This is a genomic window from Kribbella sp. NPDC004138, assembly GCF_053603655.1.
The window spans coordinates 235080-253648 of record NZ_JBSGFZ010000009.1 but is presented as its reverse complement, the minus strand read 5'-3'; the positions used below and the strand labels follow the sequence as shown (position 1 = coordinate 253648).

Sequence of the window (18569 nt, the reverse complement as noted above, 5' to 3'; positions counted from 1 at the left end):
GGTGCTTTCAGCAACGACTCGTTCACCCGCTGGTCACTTCACCAGCAGGGCTTCGGATCCCACAGGCTTGTAGCCGGCCGCGAGGAAGGTGCGCAGCGACGCGGCGTTGCCTGGTGTGACCTGGGCCCAGATCGACGCGTCCGGCGCGATCAAGGCCCGCGCGGCCGCCGCGAGCCGTCGGCCGTACCCGTGACCGCGGGCGTCCGGTGGCACCTCGATCGCGCACTCCAGCCGCCCGGCCAGGCCGCGGCCGGTCACCACGAGCCCGCCGTACGCATCGGCGTACACCCGGACGTCGTCGCGGTACCGCCAGGCGCGTTCGACCCGCGGGTGGTCGTGGTCCGCGAGTTCGGTCAGCCCGGCCGTCGCCGCGGCGCGCTCGGCCGGGTCGGCGAGGGCCGGGGCGAGCAGCATCGCGTCGATCGCGTTGACCCGGCGGCCGGTGAACTCCTCGAGCGCCGCGAGGAACGGCGGGTTCGTCGGCGCGGACAGATCCCCGGCAGGGATTCGCTGCGCGACCCATTCCGGATCGACGTCCGCGGCGATGACGATGTGGCCCGTGAAGGCGACCACGCACGACTCTCGGTGCGACGGCGCGGGGACGACGGTGAGCCCGAGATCCGGGGGTGGGAACACGCCGCGCTCGACGCCCCGCAGAATGGCAGCAAGAGATGTCATCAGGAGCATTGTCGCGGAGATCCCGGGGCACGCTCGACGACGCCCTCCGAGGAGGCAGCAGGATGCGCAAACCGCAGCTGGTGAAGGCCGAGGGACTGCCCGAGCGGGTCACCATCTACGAGGTCGGGCCGCGGGACGGGTTGCAGAACGAGTCGGCGGTCGTCGACGTCGCGGTCAAGGCCGAGTTCATCCGGCGGCTGGTCGAGGCGGGGCTGACGACGGTCGAGACGACGAGTTTCGTGCACCCGAAGTGGGTCCCCCAGCTGGCCGACGCCGCCGAGTTGCTCGACCAGCTGGAGCTGCCGGAGGGGGTCCGCGCGCCGGTCCTGGTGCCGAACGAGCGCGGCCTCGACCGTGCACTCGCGGCCGGGGTCCGGGAGATCGCGATCTTCGCGAGCGCGACCGAGACGTTCGCGGCGAAGAACCTCAACTCCACACTCGACGACCAGTTCGCGATGTTCACGCCGACGATCCAGCGGGCGCTCGCCGAGGGTCTGGCGGTGCGCGGGTACGTGTCGATGTGTTACGGCGATCCGTGGGAGGGCGACGTGCCGATCGACCAGGTGGTCAAGGTCGGCGCACGGCTGGCCGACCTCGGGTGCCACGAGTTGTCGCTGGGCGACACGATCGGTGTCGCAACACCGGGCCAGGTGGTCGCACTCATCGGGGCGTTCGGTGCGGCCGCGGTCGGTGTGGACAAGCTCGCGGTGCACTTCCACGACACATACGGTCAAGCGCTCGCCAACACGCTCACCGCGCTCCGTGAGGGCGTGACCACGGTCGACAGCTCCGCCGGCGGCCTGGGCGGCTGCCCGTACGCCGAGAGCGCGACGGGCAACCTCGCCACCGAGGACCTCCTCTGGCAACTCGACGGCCTCGGCATCGAAACCGGCGTCGACCTCGAGAAACTCGTCACCACCAGCACCTGGATGGCCACCCAACTAGCCAAACCGTCCCCAAGCCGCGTAGTCCAGGCCCTCGCCGGCTGACGCGAGTCGGGAACTGTCGGTGGGGCGGGTGAGGATGGGTGGGTGAGTGGGCAGCGGCAGCGGGTTGAGCTTGGAGAGTTTTTGAAGGTTCGGCGGGGGCGGGTGGCGCCGGAGGATGTTGGGTTGCCGGGTGGGGGGAGGCGACGGACGCCTGGGTTGCGGCGGGAGGAGCTGGCGCAGCTGGCCGGGGTGGGTGTGACTTGGTACACGTGGCTCGAGCAGGGGCGGCCGATCAATGTGAGTGGGCAGGTGCTGGATGCGGTCGCGTCCACGCTGAGGCTCACACCGGTCGAGCGTGAGCATCTGTACCGGCTGGCGGAGGCGACGCCGGTGCGGTTGCCGCGGACGACGGACGGCGCGAGTGAGGCCGTGTTCGAGGAGATCGTGGAGGCGCTCGACCCGCTGCCCGCGGTGATCACGAATACGCGCTTCGACATCGTCCGCGCGAACCGGGCGTACAACGACCTGTTCCACGACTGGCACCAGCTGCCCTGCATCCACAAGAACCTGCTCTGGTGCATCGTCACCGAGCCCGCGGCGCGGGCGCAGTTGCTCAACTACGACACCGAGGTCCCGTATCTGGTCGGCCGGCTGCGCTCGGCGTACGGCGAACACGTCGGCGACCCGGACTGGGAGACCGACCTCGACCGGCTGCGAGCGATCTGCCCCGAGTTCGCCCAGCTGTGGGGACGCCACGAGGTTGCGGACTGTACGCCGCGCCAGCGCCGGATCCTGAACCCGGTCGCCGGCGAGCTGCACTTCACGATCACGGAGCTGGCCGTGTCGGCGCACCCCGACCTGATCCTGTACGTCGAGTCGCCGGCGGACGAGGACACCCGCGCCAGGCTTCCGCTCACCCGGAGGGAACCCGTCGACCAGTCAGCGTGATTCGGGTGGGCCGCTGGGCGTTCGCCAGGTGGTCAGGCAGAACGGGTGGCCGGCCGGGTCCAGGAACACGCGAAAGGTATCCGGTGACGGCTGGACCTCGGTTGGCGTGGCTCCTGCGGCGACGATGCGGTCCTGCTCTGCGTCCAGGTCCTCGGCGGAGAAATCCAGGTGCGCTTGCTGCGGGATTCGCGGGTCGGGCCAGGTCGGCGCGCGGTAGTTCAGGTCCCGCTGGAAACCGAGGCTGAACGCGTCGAACCGCAGCTCGACGAACGAGTCGGTGACGACGGCCAGCTCACCGCCGGCCACCAACTGGTAGAACGAAGCGAGCGCGAGTGGATCCGGACAGTCGAGCGTCGGCCCCCAGAACGGCGCCGTCACTGCTCGATCGGGCGGCGGATGCGCCGGACCAGGCTCTTGTCCGCGAACTGGCCGACGCGGTACGTCGACCAGCCGTCGACGCCGGCGCCCACCGCGCCGCCGAGGAACGGCACGCGCCGGGTGACGGTCAACGCCATCCGCTTGCCGCTGATCCGGCCGATCAGCTCCGCGACGACCTCGCCGGAGATCTGCCGATCCAGCTCCGGGTCGAAGACGGGGGCGGTCGCGATGGCGAGCGGGGACGAGACCAGGCTCGCCTTACGGAGCCGGTCCGTCACGCCTTCCTCTCCGAGCAGGCAGGTGATCACCGCCGTCCGGACCCGCGGGTCGTCGAGGTCGTACCCGCGCAGGTGGGCGATCGCCGCGACCATCCGGCACTGGACGACCGCGAGGCCGGTCAGGTTCGCGGGCAGGGCTACGGGCAGCGTGACGAGACCGCCGATGCTGGTGGCGAACCCCTGCACACCGGCCAGCCGGATGTGCTGGTCGATTACGGCCTCGATCGCGTCCGTGACGTCGCCGCCGCAACGCTCCAGCTTGGTGTCCGCGATCCGCTCCGCGCCGGGGAACCGCTGGTACCCGTCGATCGCGACCTCGAGGATCTGGCGCAACACGCCGCCCGCTGCCGTCGGGGCGAACCGCTGGGCGGCGGGCGCGAGACTACTGGCGACGAACCTGGCTACTCCGGCCACGGTGCTCCTTCCCGCCCGGCCCCACGCGTCAGAACCCGGACGTGCTTCAACTGTACGTGGCTCCCGGCCCCTCGCCACTCGGGACAAACCCTTGGTGTCCCCTAGTGGCGGATCGCCTGGGGATCCGCATGGTCCAGGATGGTGCTGTGGCGATCGAACCTGCTCCGTCCCAGTGGGAGTTTCCGCCGGTCGGGGTGGCCGGCGGGAGTGACGTCGTGGCCGGGGGTGCCGACCTGGCGCCGGGCACGGTGCTGGCGGCGTACCGGCGGGGGCTGTTCCCGATGCCGGACCACCGGAGCTCGCTGCTGTGGTGGTCGCCGGTCGATCGTGGGGTGATCGAGGTCGACGGGTACCAGCCGTCGCGGTCGATGCGCCGGGCGCGCGCCAAGTTCGAGATCCGGGTCGACACCGCGTTCGACCGGGTGATCCGCGCGTGTGCGGATCCGCGCCGCCCGGGTTCGTGGATCGACCGCGACATCATCGCGTCGTACACCGAGCTGCACCGGCTCGGCTGGGTGCACTCGGTCGAGGCCTGGGACGGCGACGAGCTGGCCGGCGGGCTGTACGGCGTCGCGATCGGCGGGCTGTTCGCGGGCGAGTCGATGTTCCACCACCAAACCGACGGCTCGAAGGCCGCCGTCGCGGGCACGATCGAGCTGCTGAACGACGAGTACGCCGCCGACCGGGTCTTCGACATCCAGTGGGTCACCGACCATCTGGCGACCCTCGGCGCGGTCTCGATCCCGCGGGAGACCTACGTACGCCGGGTGTCGGCAGCGCTCGACGTACCGCTGCCGAAGGCGTTCACCTGAGCCCGACGAAGGCTGCCATCTGCCGCGAGGCCGACGCGTAGAACTCGTCCGCCGGGTCCATCGTGCCGACCAGCTGGCCGAAGAGTTCGAAGCTGAGCATGCCGAAAAGCTGGGTCCACACGATGATGGTCCGGAGCAGCACCGGGCGGGGGACTTCAGGCGCGAGCTCGACGAGCACTTCCACCTGCCGGTCCAGCAGCCCGGACGGTTCAGGTGCGTCGGGCGGTGTGATCAGGCGGCCCGTCGCGTGGGCGCGCTGCAACAACCCCAGCAGCAACAGAGGAACCCGCGCCGCCGGTTGGACCGTGGTCTGAGGCGCCTTGTAGCCGCTGATCGGTGACCCGTAGATCAGCGCGTACTCGTGCGGGTGCGCCCGCGCCCAGTTCCGGACGGCCGCGTAGATCGCCATCCATTCCTCGACCAGGTCGTCGCCGCCGGCCGCGTTCTCGGCCGCCTCGCCGAGAGCGTCGTACGCGTCGATGATGAGCGCGGTCAGCAGCTCGTCGCGGCTCGCGAAGTACCGGTAGAGCGCCGACGACACCATCCCGAGCTCCCGCGAGACCGCCCGCAGCGACAGCGCCTCGGCGCCGACGGTCGCCAGCTGCTGCCGGGCGGCCGTCTTGATCTCCTCGGTCAGCTCGGCCCGGGCACGTTCACGGGCGGTACGTCCGGCGTTCATGCGGTCAGTCTGCCATAAAACCGAGAGCAGTGCTCTTGACAGTGAGCGGCGATCTGATGTTCACTGATCACAACAGAGAGCACCGCTCTCGAAACCTGCGAAGGAACCCTCATGACCGAGTACAAGCAGACCTACGACAGCAAGCGCGTGATCACCGCCTCCGAGGGCAGCATGCGGGTCTTCAACCGGATCGTCGCGCGGCTGACGAAGCTCGGTCTCAGCCTGATGGGCAGCCGGGTGCTGTCGGTCCAGGGCCGCAAGTCCGGCGAGTGGCGCAGTACCCCGGTGAACCTGCTGGTGATCGACGGCCAGCGCTACCTGGTCGCCCCGCGCGGCCACACCCAGTGGGTGAAGAACCTGCGGGTCAGCGGCACCGGCCGGCTGCAGTTGGGGAGCAAGGTGGAGACGTTCCACGCCGAAGAGGTCGCCGACGCCGACAAGATCCCCGCCCTGCGGCTGTACCTGAAGAAGTGGGCGTGGGAGGTCGGCACGTTCTTCAGCGGCGACGTCTCGAAGAACTCCCCCGACGAGGTCCTGCACCACATCGCGCCCGGCGTCCCTGTCTTCAAGATCAACTAGTGATACGCGGCCGCCTGGATCCGGTACAGGTCGGCGTAGTGACCGTCGAGGGCCATCAGCTCGTCGTGGGTGCCGGTCTCGACGACGTGGGCGCCGTCCAGGACGACGATCAGGTCGGCCATCCGCACCGTCGAGAACCGGTGTGAGACCAGGATCGTGATCCGGCCGTCCGTGCCGTCGCGGGCCGCCTCGGCGTACCGCTCGAAGAGCGCATGCTCGGTCTCGGCGTCCAACGCGGCGGTCGGCTCGTCGAGCACCAGCAGCAGCGGCCGGTCGCGCATGAACCCGCGGGCCAGCGCCAGCTTCTGCCACTGCCCGAAGCTGATCTCCGCTCCGTCCGGCCAGGTCGACCCGAGCTGGGTGTCCAACCCCGACTCGAGCCGCTGCAGCACGTCCTCCGCGCCGGCCCGCCCCACCGCGGTGGTGACCGCCGGTACGTCGTCCAGGCGCGGGAGGTCTCCGAGCCCGACGCTGTGCACCGCGCGGAACTCGAACCGGAAGAAGTCCTGGAACGCCCCCGCGATCTTCGCCCGCCAGGCCTCGGCCGGGATCCGGGCCAGCGGCCGGCCGTCCAGGAGCACCTGGCCGCTGCTCGGCTCGTACAACTTGCAGATCAGCTTCACCAGCGTGGACTTGCCGGCGCCGTTCTCGCCGACGACCGCGATCACCTTGCCGGCCGGGAGCTCGAGGTCGACATCCTCCAGCGCGGGACGCGACGCGCCGGCGTACGAGAAGGACACATGGTCCAGCCGGATGCCGTCGACGAGCCGCTCGGGGGCGGGCTGATCCGCCGTGCTGTCGAACGAGGCCGCGTAGTTCTCCAGCCAGACGAGCCGCCGCGACCCGTCCAGCCAGATGCCGCGCAGGAACCCGATCTCGCCGACGGTCGCGCCGACGTACGCCGACAGCCGCGCACCGGCCGCGAGGATCAGCAACACGTCACCGACCGAGCCGTTCAGACCCGACGCGACGAACAGCACCGCGCCGACGTACGCCGCACCGAAGATCGCCCACGCGATCCCGTGCCAGACGGCGCTGGTCCAGCGCGCGGCGGCCATCGGCCGGTACCACTGCTCCCACTCGCGGCGACGGCCCGCGACGAGATCGGCGCCGATCCCGGTGACGCGGACCTCCTTGCCGGGGGCGGCCGTGGTCGCGGTCTTGAACAGGTGCTGGGCGAGGCGATAGTGCGCGGAGTACCGCTCTTCGACCTCGCGCTCGACACCCGGACGCCAACTGGAGCTGACAACCGTCGGCAGGGCGAACACCAGCAGCAGCGCGAGGGAGGGATGGATCGACATCAGCAGGGCGACCGTCACCGCGAGCCGCAGGATCCAGCCGCAGGTGGAGAACAGCGACATGTACATGTGGTCGAGCACGAAGACCTGCTTGCGCAGGACGGCCAGCCGGTCCAGGTAGTCACGCCGCTCGTGGTGCTCCACCGTCGCGACCGACGCCTGCAGCCGAGCGACGTGCGCCTCCAGCATGATCGTCACGCGGTCGCGGAACCGGCGCGAGATCCGCGTCGACAACGTCCGCAGGAACCAGGTCGCGGTCACCGACACCGCCAGGCCGCTCGCGGCCAGTAGAGTCGCGCGTCGATCCCCGGCCAGCACACCGTCCGCGAGGATCTTCAGCCACAAGGCCAGCAAGGCGTCCGGTACGGCGGCCAGCAACGTCATCACGAAGGCGGCGACCAGCAGCCCCGGCTCGTGCTGGTAGCCCAGCTTGCAGAGCCGCCACATCGCCGGCAACGCGCGAGGCAGGTCGTCAGAGCGTGTCATAGCTGAGCCCTTCCTCGTCTACCTCGGCCGTGAAGCGTTGCGCCTGCAGGTCGAACATCGTCCGGTACCGCCCGCCGAGTGCCATCAGCTCGTCGTGACTGCCGAGCTCGACGACGCGGCCGTGCTCCAGTACGCAGATCCGGTCGGCGTGCCGCACCGTCGAGAACCGGTGCGAGACGAGGATCGTGGTGACGTCGCGGGTCGCGGTCAGGATCCGGTCGAAGATCGCCGCCTCGCCGCGAACGTCCAGCTGAGCGGTCGGTTCGTCGAGCAGTACGAGACCCGCGCCCTGCCGGACGGCGCACAGGGCCCGTGCCAGCGCGACGCGTTGCCACTGTCCGCCGGACAGATCGGTGCCGTCGCCGTACCCGGTCGCCAGCCGGGTGTCGAGGTCGGCCAGGTCGGCGGCGCCGGCATCCGCGAGAGCGGCCCGGATGTCGTGGTCGGGAGCGCCGGCCGGTGCGACGTTGTCACGCAACGACAGCTCGAGTTTGAGGAAGTCCTGGAAGACCGCGGCGACGCGGGTCCGCCACGCGTCGACGTCGAGGTCCCGCAGATCCGTTCCGTCGACCCGGATGGTCCCGGAATCCGGGTCGTACAACCGGCACAGGAGCTTGGCGAGCGTGGTCTTGCCGGCGCCGTTCTGACCGACGACGGCGAGCGACGAACCGGCCGGGACGGTCAGGTCGAGCCCGTCGAACACCTGCCGATCGCCTTGTGGATAACCGAAGCTGAGCCCGCCCAGCTCGATCCCGACCGCGCCGCGACCGCCCGCCTCCGAGCCAGGCGCCAGAGGGCCGGGCGTCGGAGTGCCGGGCGTCGGAGAGCGAGGCGCCAGAGATCCAGGCGCCAGCGCGCCCGCCGGTGCCATCGCGGGCTCCAGCCGGTGGACGGCGGCGACCGGCGCGGCCGCTCCGTCCAGCGCCCAGTTCAGCCCGCCGAACGCGATCATGCCGACCCCGATCGCGACCTGGGCGAAGACCACCAGACGGTCGACCGGCAGCCGTCCGTCGATCGCCGCCGCGCCGAGCGACCAGAACACGAGACCGTTGGCCACCGCGATGATCAGCAGGCTCCAGATCATCGGGCGCTCCCGCAGGCGCGTCGCGGCGTACTGCAGCTCGAACAGGCGGCGGCGTCGCTCGGTGAAGCGCCGTACGGTCCAGTCGGCGAGACCGAACAGCCGCAGCTCCTTCGCCGCGTCGGGCTCGACCGCCAGCTCGTACGCGTAGTTGGCGTGCCGCTGCGCCGACCGCACCTCGGCGGTGTTGCGGTCCTTCCAGACACCGCTCTCCCGGAGCAGCCAATGCGTCGCGGACCACGCGACCAACAGCACCAGCGGCGCCCACCAGCTGAACCCGAACAGCACCACCGCGGATGCGACCCCGCCTACGAGGTCGACCAGGCTGCCGGCGACGAAGTCGACGTTGAGATACATCGGCGGACCGGTCTGGCCGTGGTCGAACTCGCGCGCGACGGTCAGGTCCTCGCTCAGCTCCGGATCCTCCAGATGCCCGATCCCCGGCGGCCCGACACAGGCCTTGGCGAGCTCGTCGTTCAGGTACGCCGAGACGCGACTGCCGAGGTTGGCGCTGACGGCCTGATGAACCGGTGTCAGCACCTGCATCAGGATGAACGTCGCACCCATCAGCACCAACGGCCCGCCCAGCGCCGCGCTGTGCTGCACCGCACCCACCATCCGCCCCATCGCGATCGCAAAGACCGCCGGCAGTGCGCCGCGGGCGATCAGCAGCACCCACCAGGCGATGGCCAGCCCGCGATCGGCCCGCGGCAGCACCCCGAAGAACTGCCACTCAGGACGGCTCAGCAACCGACTCACCATCTCCTCACGATGACACCCCGCATCGACAGAAGTCTTGAACGTTTGCCGGATCAGTCCTCAGTCGGCGTGGAGGCGAGTTCGGCCTCCAGTTCGGCAACAGTTGGTAGTGCGGAGCGGAACTCGTCGGGGAGCGACTTGTTGATCGCGTCCGTCCATTCCGCCACCCCAATCGGTGCCTTGAATCCTTTGAGCGCGTACTCCGCGACGACTTGGTTCTTGTTACGGCAGAGCAGGAGACCGATGGTCGGCTTGTCCCCTTCCTTCGCGAGCACGTCGTCGATGACCGCCATGTAGAGGCCGAGTTGGCCCAGGAAGGCGGCGTTGAACTTCACCGCCTTCAGCTCGATCACCACGTAGCACCGCAGCTCCAGGTGGTAGAAGAGCAAGTCGCAGAAGAACTCCTCGCCGTCCAGTTCCAGCCGGACCTGCTCGCCGACGAACGCGAAACCTTGGCCGAGCTCCAGCAGGAACTTCCCGACGTGCTCGACCAGCTTCTGCTCGAGCTCTCGCTCCCGCCAGCCGTCCGTGGAGCCCAGGAAGTCGAACAGGTACGGGTCGCGCGTCGCCTGCTGCGCCAGGTCGAACTCCTCCGGCGGCATCGCGGTGGCGAAGTTGGTGACGGCCTTGCCGGCGCGCTCGTGGAACTGGGCGTCGATGTGCAACGCGAGCACGTCGCGACTCCACCCGCGCTCAACGGCAGCCGCGGCGTACCAGATCCGAAGCTCGGCGTCGTGGAGCTTCTCGAGCAACGCCACATGATGGCGCCAGGGCAATTGTGCAATGCTGCGTTGCACAAATCCCGGGTCCGGCCAGGCGGCAGCGAAGGCCCGCATGTATTTGAGGTTGCGCGGCGAATACCCGGTCGCGCCGGGGAAGCGGGTCTTGAGGTCGGTGGACAGCCGGTCGATCACCTTGCTGCCCCACCCTTCTTCGTGTTGTCTCTTCAGGATCTCCTGCCCGATCGACCAGTAACTCACCAGCATCTCTTGGTTGGCGGCGCTGACAGCTCGCCGGTGGCCGGTCGCCACGTGGGTGGAGATCCTGTCGAGCAGGTCCGGGTACCAGTCAGGAAGTGAGGATCGGGCAGGGGCGCTCTCGAAGCGCGGGGTCTTGTCGTTCACGGCAACAGGCTTTCGCCGGAGACCTGTGCGACACGAAGGCCATTCCGGGGCATCGCCGGGCAGATGAGGACCTTCGGGCGGGTGGAACGGGCGCATCTCCGGGCAGATCGGGGCAGATCGGGGCAGTGGCTGCGAAGATGGCCGCATGATCACGCCTGAGGAGTTGAACGCGGCGCCGAAGGTTTTGTTGCACGACCATCTGGACGGCGGGCTGCGGCCGGGGACCGTGCTGGACCTGGCGCGCGAGATCGGGCATCAGCTGCCGCGGACGGACGCGGCCGAGCTGGGTGCGTGGTTCGTGGAGTCGGCGGACTCGGGGTCGCTGGAGCGGTATCTGGAGACGTTCGACCACACGGTCGCGGTGATGCAGACCGCCGAGGCGATCACGCGGGTCGCCAGTGAGTGCGTGCAGGACCTCGCGGCGGACGGCGTGGTGTACGCCGAGGTGCGCTACGCGCCCGAGCAGCACCTGACCCGCGGCCTGACCCTCGAACAGGTCGTGGATGCGGTCCGCGAAGGGTTCGAGCACGGGATGTCGGTGGCCGAGCGGCCGATCGTGGCGCGGCAGCTGCTGACCGCGATGCGGCACAAGGCGCGCTCACGGGAGATCGCCGAGCTGTCGGTCGCGTACCGCGACGCGGGCGTGGTCGGCTTCGACATCGCCGGCGCCGAGGCGGGCTTCCCGCCCACCCGGCACCTGGACGCGTTCGAGTACCTGCAGCGCGAGAACGCGCACTTCACCATCCACGCCGGCGAGGCGTTCGGGCTGCCGTCGATCTGGCAGGCGATCCAGTGGTGCGGCGCGGACCGGCTCGGGCACGGCGTCCGGATCATCGACGACATCACCCACGACGGCGACAAGGCGGAGCTCGGGCGGCTCGCGGCGTACGTCCGGGACCGGCGGATCCCGCTGGAGATGTGCCCGAGCTCCAACCTGCAGACCGGCGCGGCCGAGTCGATCGCCGACCACCCGATCGGCCTGCTCGCCAAGCTCCGCTTCCGGGTCACGGTGAACACCGACAACCGGCTGATGAGCGGTACGTCGATGAGCCGCGAGCTCGCCCTGCTCGCGGAGGCCTTCGGGTACGGCCTGCACGACCTGCGCTGGTTCGCGATCAACGCGATGAAGTCCGCCTTCATCCCGTTCGACGAGCGACTCGCGTTGATCGACGACGTCATCAAGCCCTGGTACGCCTCACACTGACCGCTGGTACGTACGGAAGGCCCGGGTCGAGAGCCAGCCGACGATCAGCGTGAAGGCCAGCAGGTACAGGCTGTACCGGCCCACCGACGACCAGTCCGGGTCGGCGGCCAGCGACTGGCGGGCGGCGATGGTGGCCCAGTTGACGGGGTTGAAGCGGGCCGCGACGTTCACCCAGTGCGGCGCCACCGTCGGGTCGATCATGATCGACGACAGGAACGTCAGCGGCAGCGACACGAACTGGAAGATGCCGATCAGCGCCTCCTGCTGACGGGTGAGCAGCGCCACCGCGTTCGACAGCGACCCGAACGCCAGGCCGACGAGAACCGACGCGGCGATCGTGACCAGGTAGCCGACGGCCCCACCGTCGTACCGGGCGCCTGCGGCGATGCCGATCGCGAACACCAGGATCGTCTGGATGAACGTGGTCGTCGCGTTGCTGAGCAGCTGCCCGGCCATCAGTCCGCCGCGGCTGACCGGTGACGCGAGCAACCGGTCCATCACGCCGCGCTCCATGTCCTGGATGAACGACGTACCGCTCCAGCCGCTCGTCATCAGCGCCGTCATCATCACGATCCCCGGTGTCAGGAACGCGATGTACGACGAGTCGCCGAAGCCCGGGATGTGGACGACGCCCTGGAACAGCTGCCCGAACAACAGCAGCCAGATCGCCGGCTGCACCAGCGTGAACGCGATCAACGCCGGCTGCCGGTACGAGGCCCGCATGAACCGTCCGAAGACAAGACCCGTGTGCGCGATCATGCCGCCTCCTCCGTCACCCGGAACGAACGGCCGGTGAGCTGCAGGTACACGTCGTCCAGCGACGGCCGCGACACCGTGACTGCGACCACCGGAATCGCCTTGTCCTCAAGGGCTCCCAGCACTTCCGGTACGGCGGTGGCGCCGCGGTCGACGCGAGCGCGCAGAGTGTTGCCCTCGACAAGGACCTCGTCGATCCCGGGCAACTGCGCGAGCAGCGAACGAACCGTCCCGTCGGTGTCCGGATCGACCAGCTCGACCTGCACCGAGTCGCCACGCAGCCCGGCCTTCAGCTCCTCGGGGGTGCCTTCGGCAACGATCCGGCCGTGGTCGACGATCGCCAGCTGTCCCGCCAGCCGGTCGGCTTCCTCCAGGTAGTGCGTGGTCAGCAGCACGGTCAGGCCTTCCTGCCCGGACAGCCGCAGTACTTCGTTCCACAGATCGGCGCGAGCCTCCGGGTCGAGACCGGTGGTCGGCTCGTCCAGGAACAGCACCTTCGGCCGGTGGACCAGGCCGAGCGCGACGTCCAGCTTGCGCTGCATACCGCCGGAGTACGTCCGTACCGGGCGGTCGCCGTGGTCGGACAGCCCGAACCGCTCCAGCAGGTCACGGGCGCGCTGCACGGCGTCCTGGCGGGACAGGCCGAAGATGCGGCCGCTCAGCACCAGGTTCTCGAGCCCGGTCGCCATCGGATCGGAGCTGGACTTCTGCGGGACGTACCCGATCGCGTGCCGTACCTGGTCCGGCTCGCGGTTCACGTCGTACCCGGCGACCCGGGCGCTGCCGGAGTCCGCCCGGGACAGCGTGGTGAGGATCTTGACGGTGGTGGACTTCCCGGCGCCGTTGGGCCCGAGCAGGCCGAGGACGACGCCTTCCGGAACGTTGACGGTGAGACCGTCGAGCGCGCGGAGCGGGGGTTTCTTCCGGCCGGCCGGGTACGTCTTGACCAGGTCAGCCGCTTCGAGGGCATGCGTAGCCATCACGTGACTCCCTTGTAGGTGGGGAGCCGGTCCGGGCTGGCTATCCTGATGGTTGTGCCCTTGGGTGCCAGGTCTTCGGACCGACTCGAGGAACCGCGGCCCTTGACCCTGGTGTTGCCGCACCGTGGGTCGAGGGCCGTCTCTTATCTTGCTTCCGGTGGCATCGCCTTCATCCAGGCGAAGTCCTGCCCGAAGTACTTGACGGGATCCTTCAGTTGCTCGGCCGGGCTGATGCCGTCGTCCAGATAGTGCTTCCACGCCTGCCGCCAGAAGTGCGAGCCGCTCAGCTCGTCCGTGCGGATCTCGTCGACGAGCTGGTGGATGTACGACGACTCCGCGCGCAGCAGCGCCAGCCGGAACTCGGACTCGACCCAGAAGATCCGCGGGAAGTCCATCGAGGCCATGTGCTCGTGCGTCGCGATCGTCTGCTCGATGTCGGTGTCGATCGCCTCGAGTCGCTGCTCGAGCAGCTCCACGGCGCGTTCCGGCTGCAGACCGGGGAGGTACGACAGCCCGGCCTCCAACGGGTGGAACTCCCGCGTCGGCGTCCCCAGCAGCTCGGACAGCCAGTCGGTGAACTCGGCCTGGCCGGCGTCGGTGATCTGGTAGATCGTCCGCTCCGGCCGGTTGCCTTCCCGGACCGTCTCCCGCGCCTCGATGAAGCCGTGCTTCTCGAGCGACGCGACGATCGAGTACAGCGAGCCGTAGTTCACCTTGATGCTCTGGTCCTTGCCGCGGGCGCGGAGCATCGTCGAGATCTCGTACGGATGCATCGGCCGCTCGCTGAGGCTGCCGAGCACCGCGAACGCGAGCGGGTTCGCCACTCTCCGTCGCGCCATACCGGCCTCCTCGATCTCGATTACTCGAAATCGAGTATTAGCTCACGAGTATCCGATGTCAAGTAGTCAGCCAGGCGAACGCCCGCGCGCCCAGGCTGCGGATCCGGACCGCCGACAGCGCCCGGTACGCCGGCTCCTCGACGTACCTCGTCAGCAGCCAGGCGAGCCCGATCACGCCGATCATCGCGCCGGCGACCTGCAGCAGCCGGTCCGCGCCGAGCTCCATCAGGCGGTAGGCGATCAGGTATCCGACCACCTGGTTGAGCAGGTAGAGCCCGAAGGAGATCCGGGCCAGGAACTGGATCGGCCGCCGGAGCCGGGTGAACACCGTCCAGTCCGGGCCGCGGGCGGCCAGTGCGACGAGCACCAGCAGCGCCCCGATACCGAGGGACGACGGCAGGTCAGCGGTGTGTGCGTGCTGTGCGAAGACGGTCGCCACGAGCAGTGCGGCGAGGTGGACGACGCCGATCCGTCGCTGCGCCCACAGCCAGATCGCGATGCCGATGGCGAACAGTTGCAGGCGATGCAGGCCGAGACCGTTCCACGCCTGCTGCACCCAGAGCGGGCTGTGGCCGATGCGGTCGTTCCACTGCAGGACGACCGGCGCGATGATCATGATCCAGAGCAGTGTGGTGATCCGCTGCCCGAGGCCGCGCGGCCGGAGCAGTGCCGCGGCGGCGAACGCCATCAGCTGCAGCGGCAGCGTCCAGTACGAACCGTCGATGAGCTTGACGCCCGGGTCGAACGAGGCGGCCAGTGTGAGGTTGCTCCACAGGTCGCGCGGCGTCGGCAGGATCCAGTTCCGGGGCGCGAGCAGCACCACGACCAGATAGGTGAACACGACGGCGATCAAGTACGGCGGGAGCACGCGGCACGCCCGCCGCCACAGCCACCGGTACGTCGAGCCCTTCCGGATCGTCACGCAGACGAAGTACGCGCTGATCACCAGCAGGATGCTGGCGCCGACCTGGAACGGGTACGGCCCGAGCGGCCGGCCGAGCTCAGGGTGCAGGAACGGACCCATGTACGTCGTGTGGGTGAACATCACCGCCAGCACCGCCAGGACGCGCATCACGTCCCAGCTCAGCCGGCGTGCGGTCCTGCCCGGGGGGCGGTCCGGCGTCGTCACAACCACTCCATCTGTCCATCGCTGTTACCCCCCTGTGACCTTACGCAGAGCAGGGGGTGGCGATGCAAATCGGTCCGGTGATGCCTTCCTCACACCGGGCGGGTCAGAGCGGCTTGACCCAACGCGACCATTCCGGCTGCAGTGCGTAGCCGGCGGTCGCCCAGACACGGTGCGCCTGGGCGTTGTCGTCGAGCACCATCGCGTCCGCACGGGTGCCGCCGTACGACGTGAAACGGGCCTCGGCCCGGGCGACCAGTTCGCGGCCGATGCCCTGGCGACGATGGGTCGGCGCGACGGCCAGGCGGTACAGGTGGCAGCGCCAGCCGTCCCAGCCGACGATGACCGAGCCGACGACCGTCTCGCCGTCGGTCGCGAGGATCAGCGCCTCCGGGTCGCGGTCGATCAACCGGCGGACGGCGTCGGCGGAGTCCGGCGGGCGGTGTGAATCCTCGGCCGCGGTCGCCCAGAACGCCAGGACCGCGTCGACGTCGGCCGGCGTGGCGTTGCGATAGCCAACCATCAGCCGGCGGTTTGGAAGGTGCGGCGGTAATCCTGTGGTGGCACGCCCACCACCCTACGGAAGTGATGCCGCAGCAGGGCGGACGTCCCGAATCCTGATTCCGCGGCGATCTGCTCGATGCCCATCCGGGTCTGTTCGAGCAGCGTCCGGGCGCGCAGAACGCGCTGGGTGGTGACCCACTTGAGTGGCGTCGTACCGGTCTCGGCGACGAAGCGGCGCGCGAACGTGCGCTCGGACATCTGCGCGCGCCGGGCCAGTGCGGGCACGGTGTGGTCGACGGTCAGGTTGTCGACCATCCAGTCCAGGACCGGCTGCAGGCTCTCCCCGGACGACTCCGGCACCGGTACGTCGACGTACTGCCGCTGGCCGCCGTCGCGCTGCGGCGGGACCACCATCCGGCGGGCGATCCGGGTGGCGACCGCGCTGCCGAGCTCGCGGCGTACCAGGTGCAGCGCGGCGTCGATGCCGGCCGCGGTGCCGGCGCTGGTGATGATGTTGCCGTCGTCGACGAACAGCACGTCCGGGTCGAGCTTCGCGGCCGGGAACTGGTCGTGGAACTTGTCGATGTAGCGCCAGTGCGTGGTGCAGGCCCGGTCCTCGAGCAGTCCGGCCGCGCCGAGCACGAACGCGCCCGAGCAGACCGTCAGCAGGATCGCGCCCCGCGCGTCGGCCCGCCGCAGCGCGTCCAGGATCCGCTCGTCGTACGCGTGCCGCCAGGTGGTGGCCGGGATGCCGATCAGGTCGGCGTCCTCGAGCTCCTCCAGCCCGTACGGCGCGACGACCTGGGAGTGCGAGCTGGTCTCCATCGGGACGCCCGGCGTGGTCGAGCACACCTTGAAGTCGAACGGCGGCACTCCGTCGTCGGTGCGATCGATGCCGAAGACCTCGGCGAGCACCCCGAACTCGAACAGGGCGACGTCCTCCATCAGGACGACGGCGATCTTCTGCAGCATCCAGCCAGTATGGCAGTAATTTGTTGGACTATGTCAATAGTGCCACTAGTGGCAGGATCTAAATGGTAGAATGATTACTGCCATGACCGGATACATCGTTCTCGTAGTACTCGTGCTGGCCGTGATCGCGGCTCTGGAGTTCAGCAACAGGCGCCACTCGACCGGTCCGGCCGCCGGACCGCAGGGCACCTGGGTCGCTGACGACCGTGACCTGGCCCGGACCAAGCTCGACCTGCTCGCGCTCGGCGCGACGGTCAAGCCCTTCAACCACAAGCCTGCTTCGACCAGCGGGACCGTGCACACCATCCGCACCGCCCGCCTGCACCACGGCCGTCACGCGGCCTGAACGCGCCACCTGGGGGCGGTCCCGTTGGTGACCGCCCGCAGCGCCCCCTCGACGGGGCCATAGCGGAAGCTGCTGAGCCAGACATGGCTCAGCAGCACCTGCAGGACGAAGATGCCGACCGCGAAGCCGACTGTCTCCAGAGGAGACACCTGACCTGCAAGGCCGAAGCCGACGCCGGTGAAGATCAGCATGGTGGCCACGGACTGGCCCAGGTAGTTCGACAGCGCCATGCGCCCGGCCGGAGCCAGGAGTTCACGGACGTCCTCCCCCCGGTCGGAGTGCATGAACCGGAGCAGGGTCGCGACATACGCGGCTGTCAGGAACGGTGCGGTGAGCACGCTGATCAGTACGGTGCCGGTGTCGCCGTTGCCGCCGACGGAGGCGTAGTACACACCGCCCGAGATACCGATGGTGAAGCCGACCAGCTGCATCAGCCGGAGCACAGCCTCGTTGCCGGAGAGGTTCTGCAGCATCCGGCGCCGGCCGACCACCATGCCGATCAGGAACGCGGCCAGTGTGGTCGGGCCTTGAACGGTCAGCAGCGACAGGCCGTACGTCGGGAGCGCGCGGACGTGCTCGCCGATGACGTCACTGAACGAGCCCGTCAGGTTCGCAGTGGTCTCCTGTGCGGCCGCTAAAGCTGTGGTGGGGTCGATGAACTGGGTGCTGTCGACGAAGAGTGCGGCGATCGCCAGGGTGAGGAACAGATACGCGTAGATGACTGCCGCGACCAGGAGCGCCGTACGGTCCTTCACCCGGCGCATGCCGAGCAGGACCAGGCCGATGATCGCGTAGACGCTCAGGATGTCGCCAGTGATCAGGAAGACGCCGTGCAGGACGCCGAGTACGAACAGACCGCCGAGCCGGCGCAGCATCCGCGGCTTGAACGCGGCCCCCGCTCGCTGCGCCGCCTCCATCTGCAACTGGAAGCTGTACCCGAACAGGAACGAGAAGAGCAGGTAGAACTTCATGTCCACGAACGCCGACGACAGCCAGTGGACCGAGTGGTCGAGCCACGAGTCGTACGCCGGGTCCTTCGCCAGATGGATCGGGAACCCGGAGGCGGCGAAGGTGATGTTCACGACCAAGATGCCCAGGAGGGCGAAACCACGCAGCGCGTCGATGTCCTGAATGCGCGTCCGATCGAGTACCTGGCTCATGCACCCAGCACATCAGGGAGAACCCTGGCTACGCAGTCACGCTGAATCCTCCTCGAGGGTGGAGCTAGCTCTACCCACAAGCCACCTCACTGAGCGCGGCGCTGCTGAACCTTCTGAACCGCCTGCTTGATCTTCTGCTGATTCTCGGGCTTGCTGAGCTCCCGCTGGGACACCTGCATCAGCTTGGCCACCACAGCACCCTTGAGCATTGTCTTGACGAACCCCATCAGGGCCTCCCA

General features: G+C 69.1%; 21 protein-coding genes. 6 read left to right on the top strand and 15 right to left on the bottom strand.

Annotated elements, in window-relative coordinates; genetic code table 11:
* Positions 1 to 33: 33 nt before the first annotated feature.
* Positions 34 to 678 (bottom strand): GNAT family N-acetyltransferase, encoded by a 645-nt coding sequence (locus tag ACWEOO_RS15625; protein WP_452143534.1) that lies wholly within the window; start codon positions 676 to 678, stop codon positions 34 to 36.
* A gap of 62 nt (positions 679 to 740) precedes the next feature.
* Here ACWEOO_RS15625 and ACWEOO_RS15620 point away from each other — a divergent pair, with 62 nt between their 5' ends.
* Together ACWEOO_RS15620 and ACWEOO_RS15615 are read left to right on the top strand one after the other, a co-directional pair.
* Positions 741 to 1667: a hydroxymethylglutaryl-CoA lyase gene (locus ACWEOO_RS15620; RefSeq protein WP_452143533.1), complete on the top strand. Its 927-nt coding sequence runs from the start codon at positions 741 to 743 to the stop codon at positions 1665 to 1667.
* Between the two features lie 42 nt (positions 1668 to 1709).
* Positions 1710 to 2555 (top strand): helix-turn-helix transcriptional regulator, encoded by an 846-nt coding sequence (locus tag ACWEOO_RS15615; protein ID WP_452143532.1) that lies wholly within the window; start codon positions 1710 to 1712, stop codon positions 2553 to 2555.
* Here the strand turns inward: ACWEOO_RS15615 and ACWEOO_RS15610 are convergent.
* Entirely contained in the window at positions 2547 to 2933 is a 387-nt protein-coding gene (locus tag ACWEOO_RS15610) for a VOC family protein (RefSeq protein ID WP_452143531.1), read from the bottom strand. The genes ACWEOO_RS15615 and ACWEOO_RS15610 overlap by 9 nt on opposite strands.
* Positions 2930 to 3625 carry an EcsC family protein gene (locus ACWEOO_RS15605; RefSeq protein WP_359934680.1) on the bottom strand — a complete coding sequence of 232 codons (696 nt, stop codon included), beginning with the start codon at positions 3623 to 3625 and terminating at the stop codon, positions 2930 to 2932. Before ACWEOO_RS15605 ends, ACWEOO_RS15610 begins: the two co-directional genes overlap by 4 nt.
* Before the next feature lie 146 nt (positions 3626 to 3771).
* Between ACWEOO_RS15605 and aat the strand changes: the two genes are divergently transcribed.
* Positions 3772 to 4437 carry a leucyl/phenylalanyl-tRNA--protein transferase gene (gene aat / locus ACWEOO_RS15600; protein WP_452143530.1) on the top strand — a complete coding sequence of 222 codons (666 nt, stop codon included), beginning with the start codon at positions 3772 to 3774 and terminating at the stop codon, positions 4435 to 4437.
* Here aat and ACWEOO_RS15595 read toward each other — a convergent pair.
* Positions 4430 to 5116 carry a TetR/AcrR family transcriptional regulator gene (locus ACWEOO_RS15595; RefSeq protein ID WP_452143529.1) on the bottom strand — a complete coding sequence of 229 codons (687 nt, stop codon included), beginning with the start codon at positions 5114 to 5116 and terminating at the stop codon, positions 4430 to 4432. The two genes, aat and ACWEOO_RS15595, sit on opposite strands and share 8 nt — an antisense overlap.
* 111 nt (positions 5117 to 5227) lie before the next feature.
* Here ACWEOO_RS15595 and ACWEOO_RS15590 point away from each other — a divergent pair, with 111 nt between their 5' ends.
* A complete protein-coding gene (locus ACWEOO_RS15590) occupies positions 5228 to 5695 on the top strand; it encodes a nitroreductase family deazaflavin-dependent oxidoreductase (protein WP_355693458.1) in 468 nt (155 codons plus the stop codon).
* Here ACWEOO_RS15590 and ACWEOO_RS15585 read toward each other — a convergent pair.
* From ACWEOO_RS15585 to ACWEOO_RS15575, 3 genes are read right to left on the bottom strand one after another with little or no spacing between them, the layout of a single operon-like run.
* Positions 5692 to 7479, bottom strand: coding sequence for an ABC transporter ATP-binding protein (locus ACWEOO_RS15585; RefSeq protein ID WP_359934672.1), 1788 nt, complete (start codon positions 7477 to 7479; stop codon positions 5692 to 5694). The two genes, ACWEOO_RS15590 and ACWEOO_RS15585, sit on opposite strands and share 4 nt — an antisense overlap.
* Complete coding sequence (locus ACWEOO_RS15580) at positions 7466 to 9322, bottom strand: ABC transporter ATP-binding protein (protein ID WP_452143528.1); 1857 nt, start codon at positions 9320 to 9322, stop codon at positions 7466 to 7468. Before ACWEOO_RS15580 ends, ACWEOO_RS15585 begins: the two co-directional genes overlap by 14 nt.
* Before the next feature lie 50 nt (positions 9323 to 9372).
* Positions 9373 to 10443, bottom strand: coding sequence for a PDDEXK nuclease domain-containing protein (locus ACWEOO_RS15575; protein ID WP_452143527.1), 1071 nt, complete (start codon positions 10441 to 10443; stop codon positions 9373 to 9375).
* 145 nt (positions 10444 to 10588) lie between these two features.
* Between ACWEOO_RS15575 and ACWEOO_RS15570 the strand changes: the two genes are divergently transcribed.
* Positions 10589 to 11647, top strand: coding sequence for an adenosine deaminase (locus ACWEOO_RS15570; RefSeq protein WP_359934668.1), 1059 nt, complete (start codon positions 10589 to 10591; stop codon positions 11645 to 11647).
* Here ACWEOO_RS15570 and ACWEOO_RS15565 read toward each other — a convergent pair.
* The 6 genes from ACWEOO_RS15565 to ACWEOO_RS15540 form a co-directional block, all read right to left on the bottom strand.
* Positions 11639 to 12406, bottom strand: a complete 768-nt coding sequence (locus ACWEOO_RS15565; RefSeq protein ID WP_359934666.1) for an ABC transporter permease — start codon at positions 12404 to 12406, stop codon at positions 11639 to 11641. The genes ACWEOO_RS15570 and ACWEOO_RS15565 overlap by 9 nt on opposite strands.
* Positions 12403 to 13383: an ATP-binding cassette domain-containing protein gene (locus ACWEOO_RS15560; RefSeq protein ID WP_452143526.1), complete on the bottom strand. Its 981-nt coding sequence runs from the start codon at positions 13381 to 13383 to the stop codon at positions 12403 to 12405. The genes ACWEOO_RS15565 and ACWEOO_RS15560 overlap by 4 nt, the downstream gene beginning before the upstream one ends.
* A 143-nt stretch (positions 13384 to 13526) precedes the next feature.
* Positions 13527 to 14222 (bottom strand): PadR family transcriptional regulator, encoded by a 696-nt coding sequence (locus ACWEOO_RS15555; RefSeq protein WP_452143525.1) that lies wholly within the window; start codon positions 14220 to 14222, stop codon positions 13527 to 13529.
* Between the two features lie 58 nt (positions 14223 to 14280).
* Positions 14281 to 15351, bottom strand: coding sequence for an acyltransferase family protein (locus tag ACWEOO_RS15550; RefSeq protein ID WP_452143524.1), 1071 nt, complete (start codon positions 15349 to 15351; stop codon positions 14281 to 14283).
* Positions 15352 to 15454: 103 nt separating this feature from the next.
* Positions 15455 to 15871 carry a GNAT family N-acetyltransferase gene (locus ACWEOO_RS15545; RefSeq protein ID WP_452143523.1) on the bottom strand — a complete coding sequence of 139 codons (417 nt, stop codon included), beginning with the start codon at positions 15869 to 15871 and terminating at the stop codon, positions 15455 to 15457.
* Complete coding sequence (locus ACWEOO_RS15540; RefSeq protein WP_359934656.1) at positions 15871 to 16824, bottom strand: GlxA family transcriptional regulator; 954 nt, start codon at positions 16822 to 16824, stop codon at positions 15871 to 15873. Before ACWEOO_RS15540 ends, ACWEOO_RS15545 begins: the two co-directional genes overlap by 1 nt.
* An 82-nt stretch (positions 16825 to 16906) precedes the next feature.
* On the opposite strand from ACWEOO_RS15540, the gene ACWEOO_RS15535 reads away from it, so the two are divergent.
* Positions 16907 to 17170: a hypothetical protein gene (locus ACWEOO_RS15535; RefSeq protein ID WP_359934655.1), complete on the top strand. Its 264-nt coding sequence runs from the start codon at positions 16907 to 16909 to the stop codon at positions 17168 to 17170.
* Here ACWEOO_RS15535 and ACWEOO_RS15530 read toward each other — a convergent pair.
* The gene (locus tag ACWEOO_RS15530) at positions 17158 to 18330 is read right to left on the bottom strand and encodes a DUF418 domain-containing protein (RefSeq protein ID WP_452143522.1); all 1173 of its coding nucleotides are present in this window, start codon (positions 18328 to 18330) and stop codon (positions 17158 to 17160) included. The genes ACWEOO_RS15535 and ACWEOO_RS15530 overlap by 13 nt on opposite strands.
* Positions 18331 to 18416: 86 nt before the next feature.
* Positions 18417 to 18557 (bottom strand): hypothetical protein, encoded by a 141-nt coding sequence (locus tag ACWEOO_RS15525; RefSeq protein ID WP_452143521.1) that lies wholly within the window; start codon positions 18555 to 18557, stop codon positions 18417 to 18419.
* Between the last annotated feature and the right edge of the window lie 12 nt (positions 18558 to 18569).

Excerpts from the sequence above, each read along its gene's own strand:
- ACWEOO_RS15590 (WP_355693458.1), top strand. The coding sequence starts at position 5,228 with ATGACCGAGTACAAGCAGACCTACGACAGCAAGCGCGTGATCACCGCC.
- ACWEOO_RS15535 (WP_359934655.1), top strand. The coding sequence starts at position 16,907 with ATGACCGGATACATCGTTCTCGTAGTACTCGTGCTGGCCGTGATCGCG.
- ACWEOO_RS15580 (WP_452143528.1), bottom strand. The coding sequence starts at position 9,322 with ATGGTGAGTCGGTTGCTGAGCCGTCCTGAGTGGCAGTTCTTCGGGGTG.
- ACWEOO_RS15560 (WP_452143526.1), bottom strand. The coding sequence starts at position 13,383 with ATGGCTACGCATGCCCTCGAAGCGGCTGACCTGGTCAAGACGTACCCG.
- ACWEOO_RS15595 (WP_452143529.1), bottom strand. The coding sequence starts at position 5,116 with ATGAACGCCGGACGTACCGCCCGTGAACGTGCCCGGGCCGAGCTGACC.
- ACWEOO_RS15555 (WP_452143525.1), bottom strand. The coding sequence starts at position 14,222 with ATGGCGCGACGGAGAGTGGCGAACCCGCTCGCGTTCGCGGTGCTCGGC.
- ACWEOO_RS15570 (WP_359934668.1), top strand. The coding sequence starts at position 10,589 with ATGATCACGCCTGAGGAGTTGAACGCGGCGCCGAAGGTTTTGTTGCAC.
- ACWEOO_RS15565 (WP_359934666.1), bottom strand. The coding sequence starts at position 12,406 with ATGATCGCGCACACGGGTCTTGTCTTCGGACGGTTCATGCGGGCCTCG.
- ACWEOO_RS15545 (WP_452143523.1), bottom strand. The coding sequence starts at position 15,871 with ATGGTTGGCTATCGCAACGCCACGCCGGCCGACGTCGACGCGGTCCTG.
- ACWEOO_RS15530 (WP_452143522.1), bottom strand. The coding sequence starts at position 18,330 with ATGAGCCAGGTACTCGATCGGACGCGCATTCAGGACATCGACGCGCTG.
- ACWEOO_RS15585 (WP_359934672.1), bottom strand. The coding sequence starts at position 7,479 with ATGACACGCTCTGACGACCTGCCTCGCGCGTTGCCGGCGATGTGGCGG.
- ACWEOO_RS15525 (WP_452143521.1), bottom strand. The coding sequence starts at position 18,557 with ATGGGGTTCGTCAAGACAATGCTCAAGGGTGCTGTGGTGGCCAAGCTG.
- ACWEOO_RS15620 (WP_452143533.1), top strand. The coding sequence starts at position 741 with ATGCGCAAACCGCAGCTGGTGAAGGCCGAGGGACTGCCCGAGCGGGTC.
- ACWEOO_RS15625 (WP_452143534.1), bottom strand. The coding sequence starts at position 678 with ATGACATCTCTTGCTGCCATTCTGCGGGGCGTCGAGCGCGGCGTGTTC.
- ACWEOO_RS15540 (WP_359934656.1), bottom strand. The coding sequence starts at position 16,824 with ATGCTGCAGAAGATCGCCGTCGTCCTGATGGAGGACGTCGCCCTGTTC.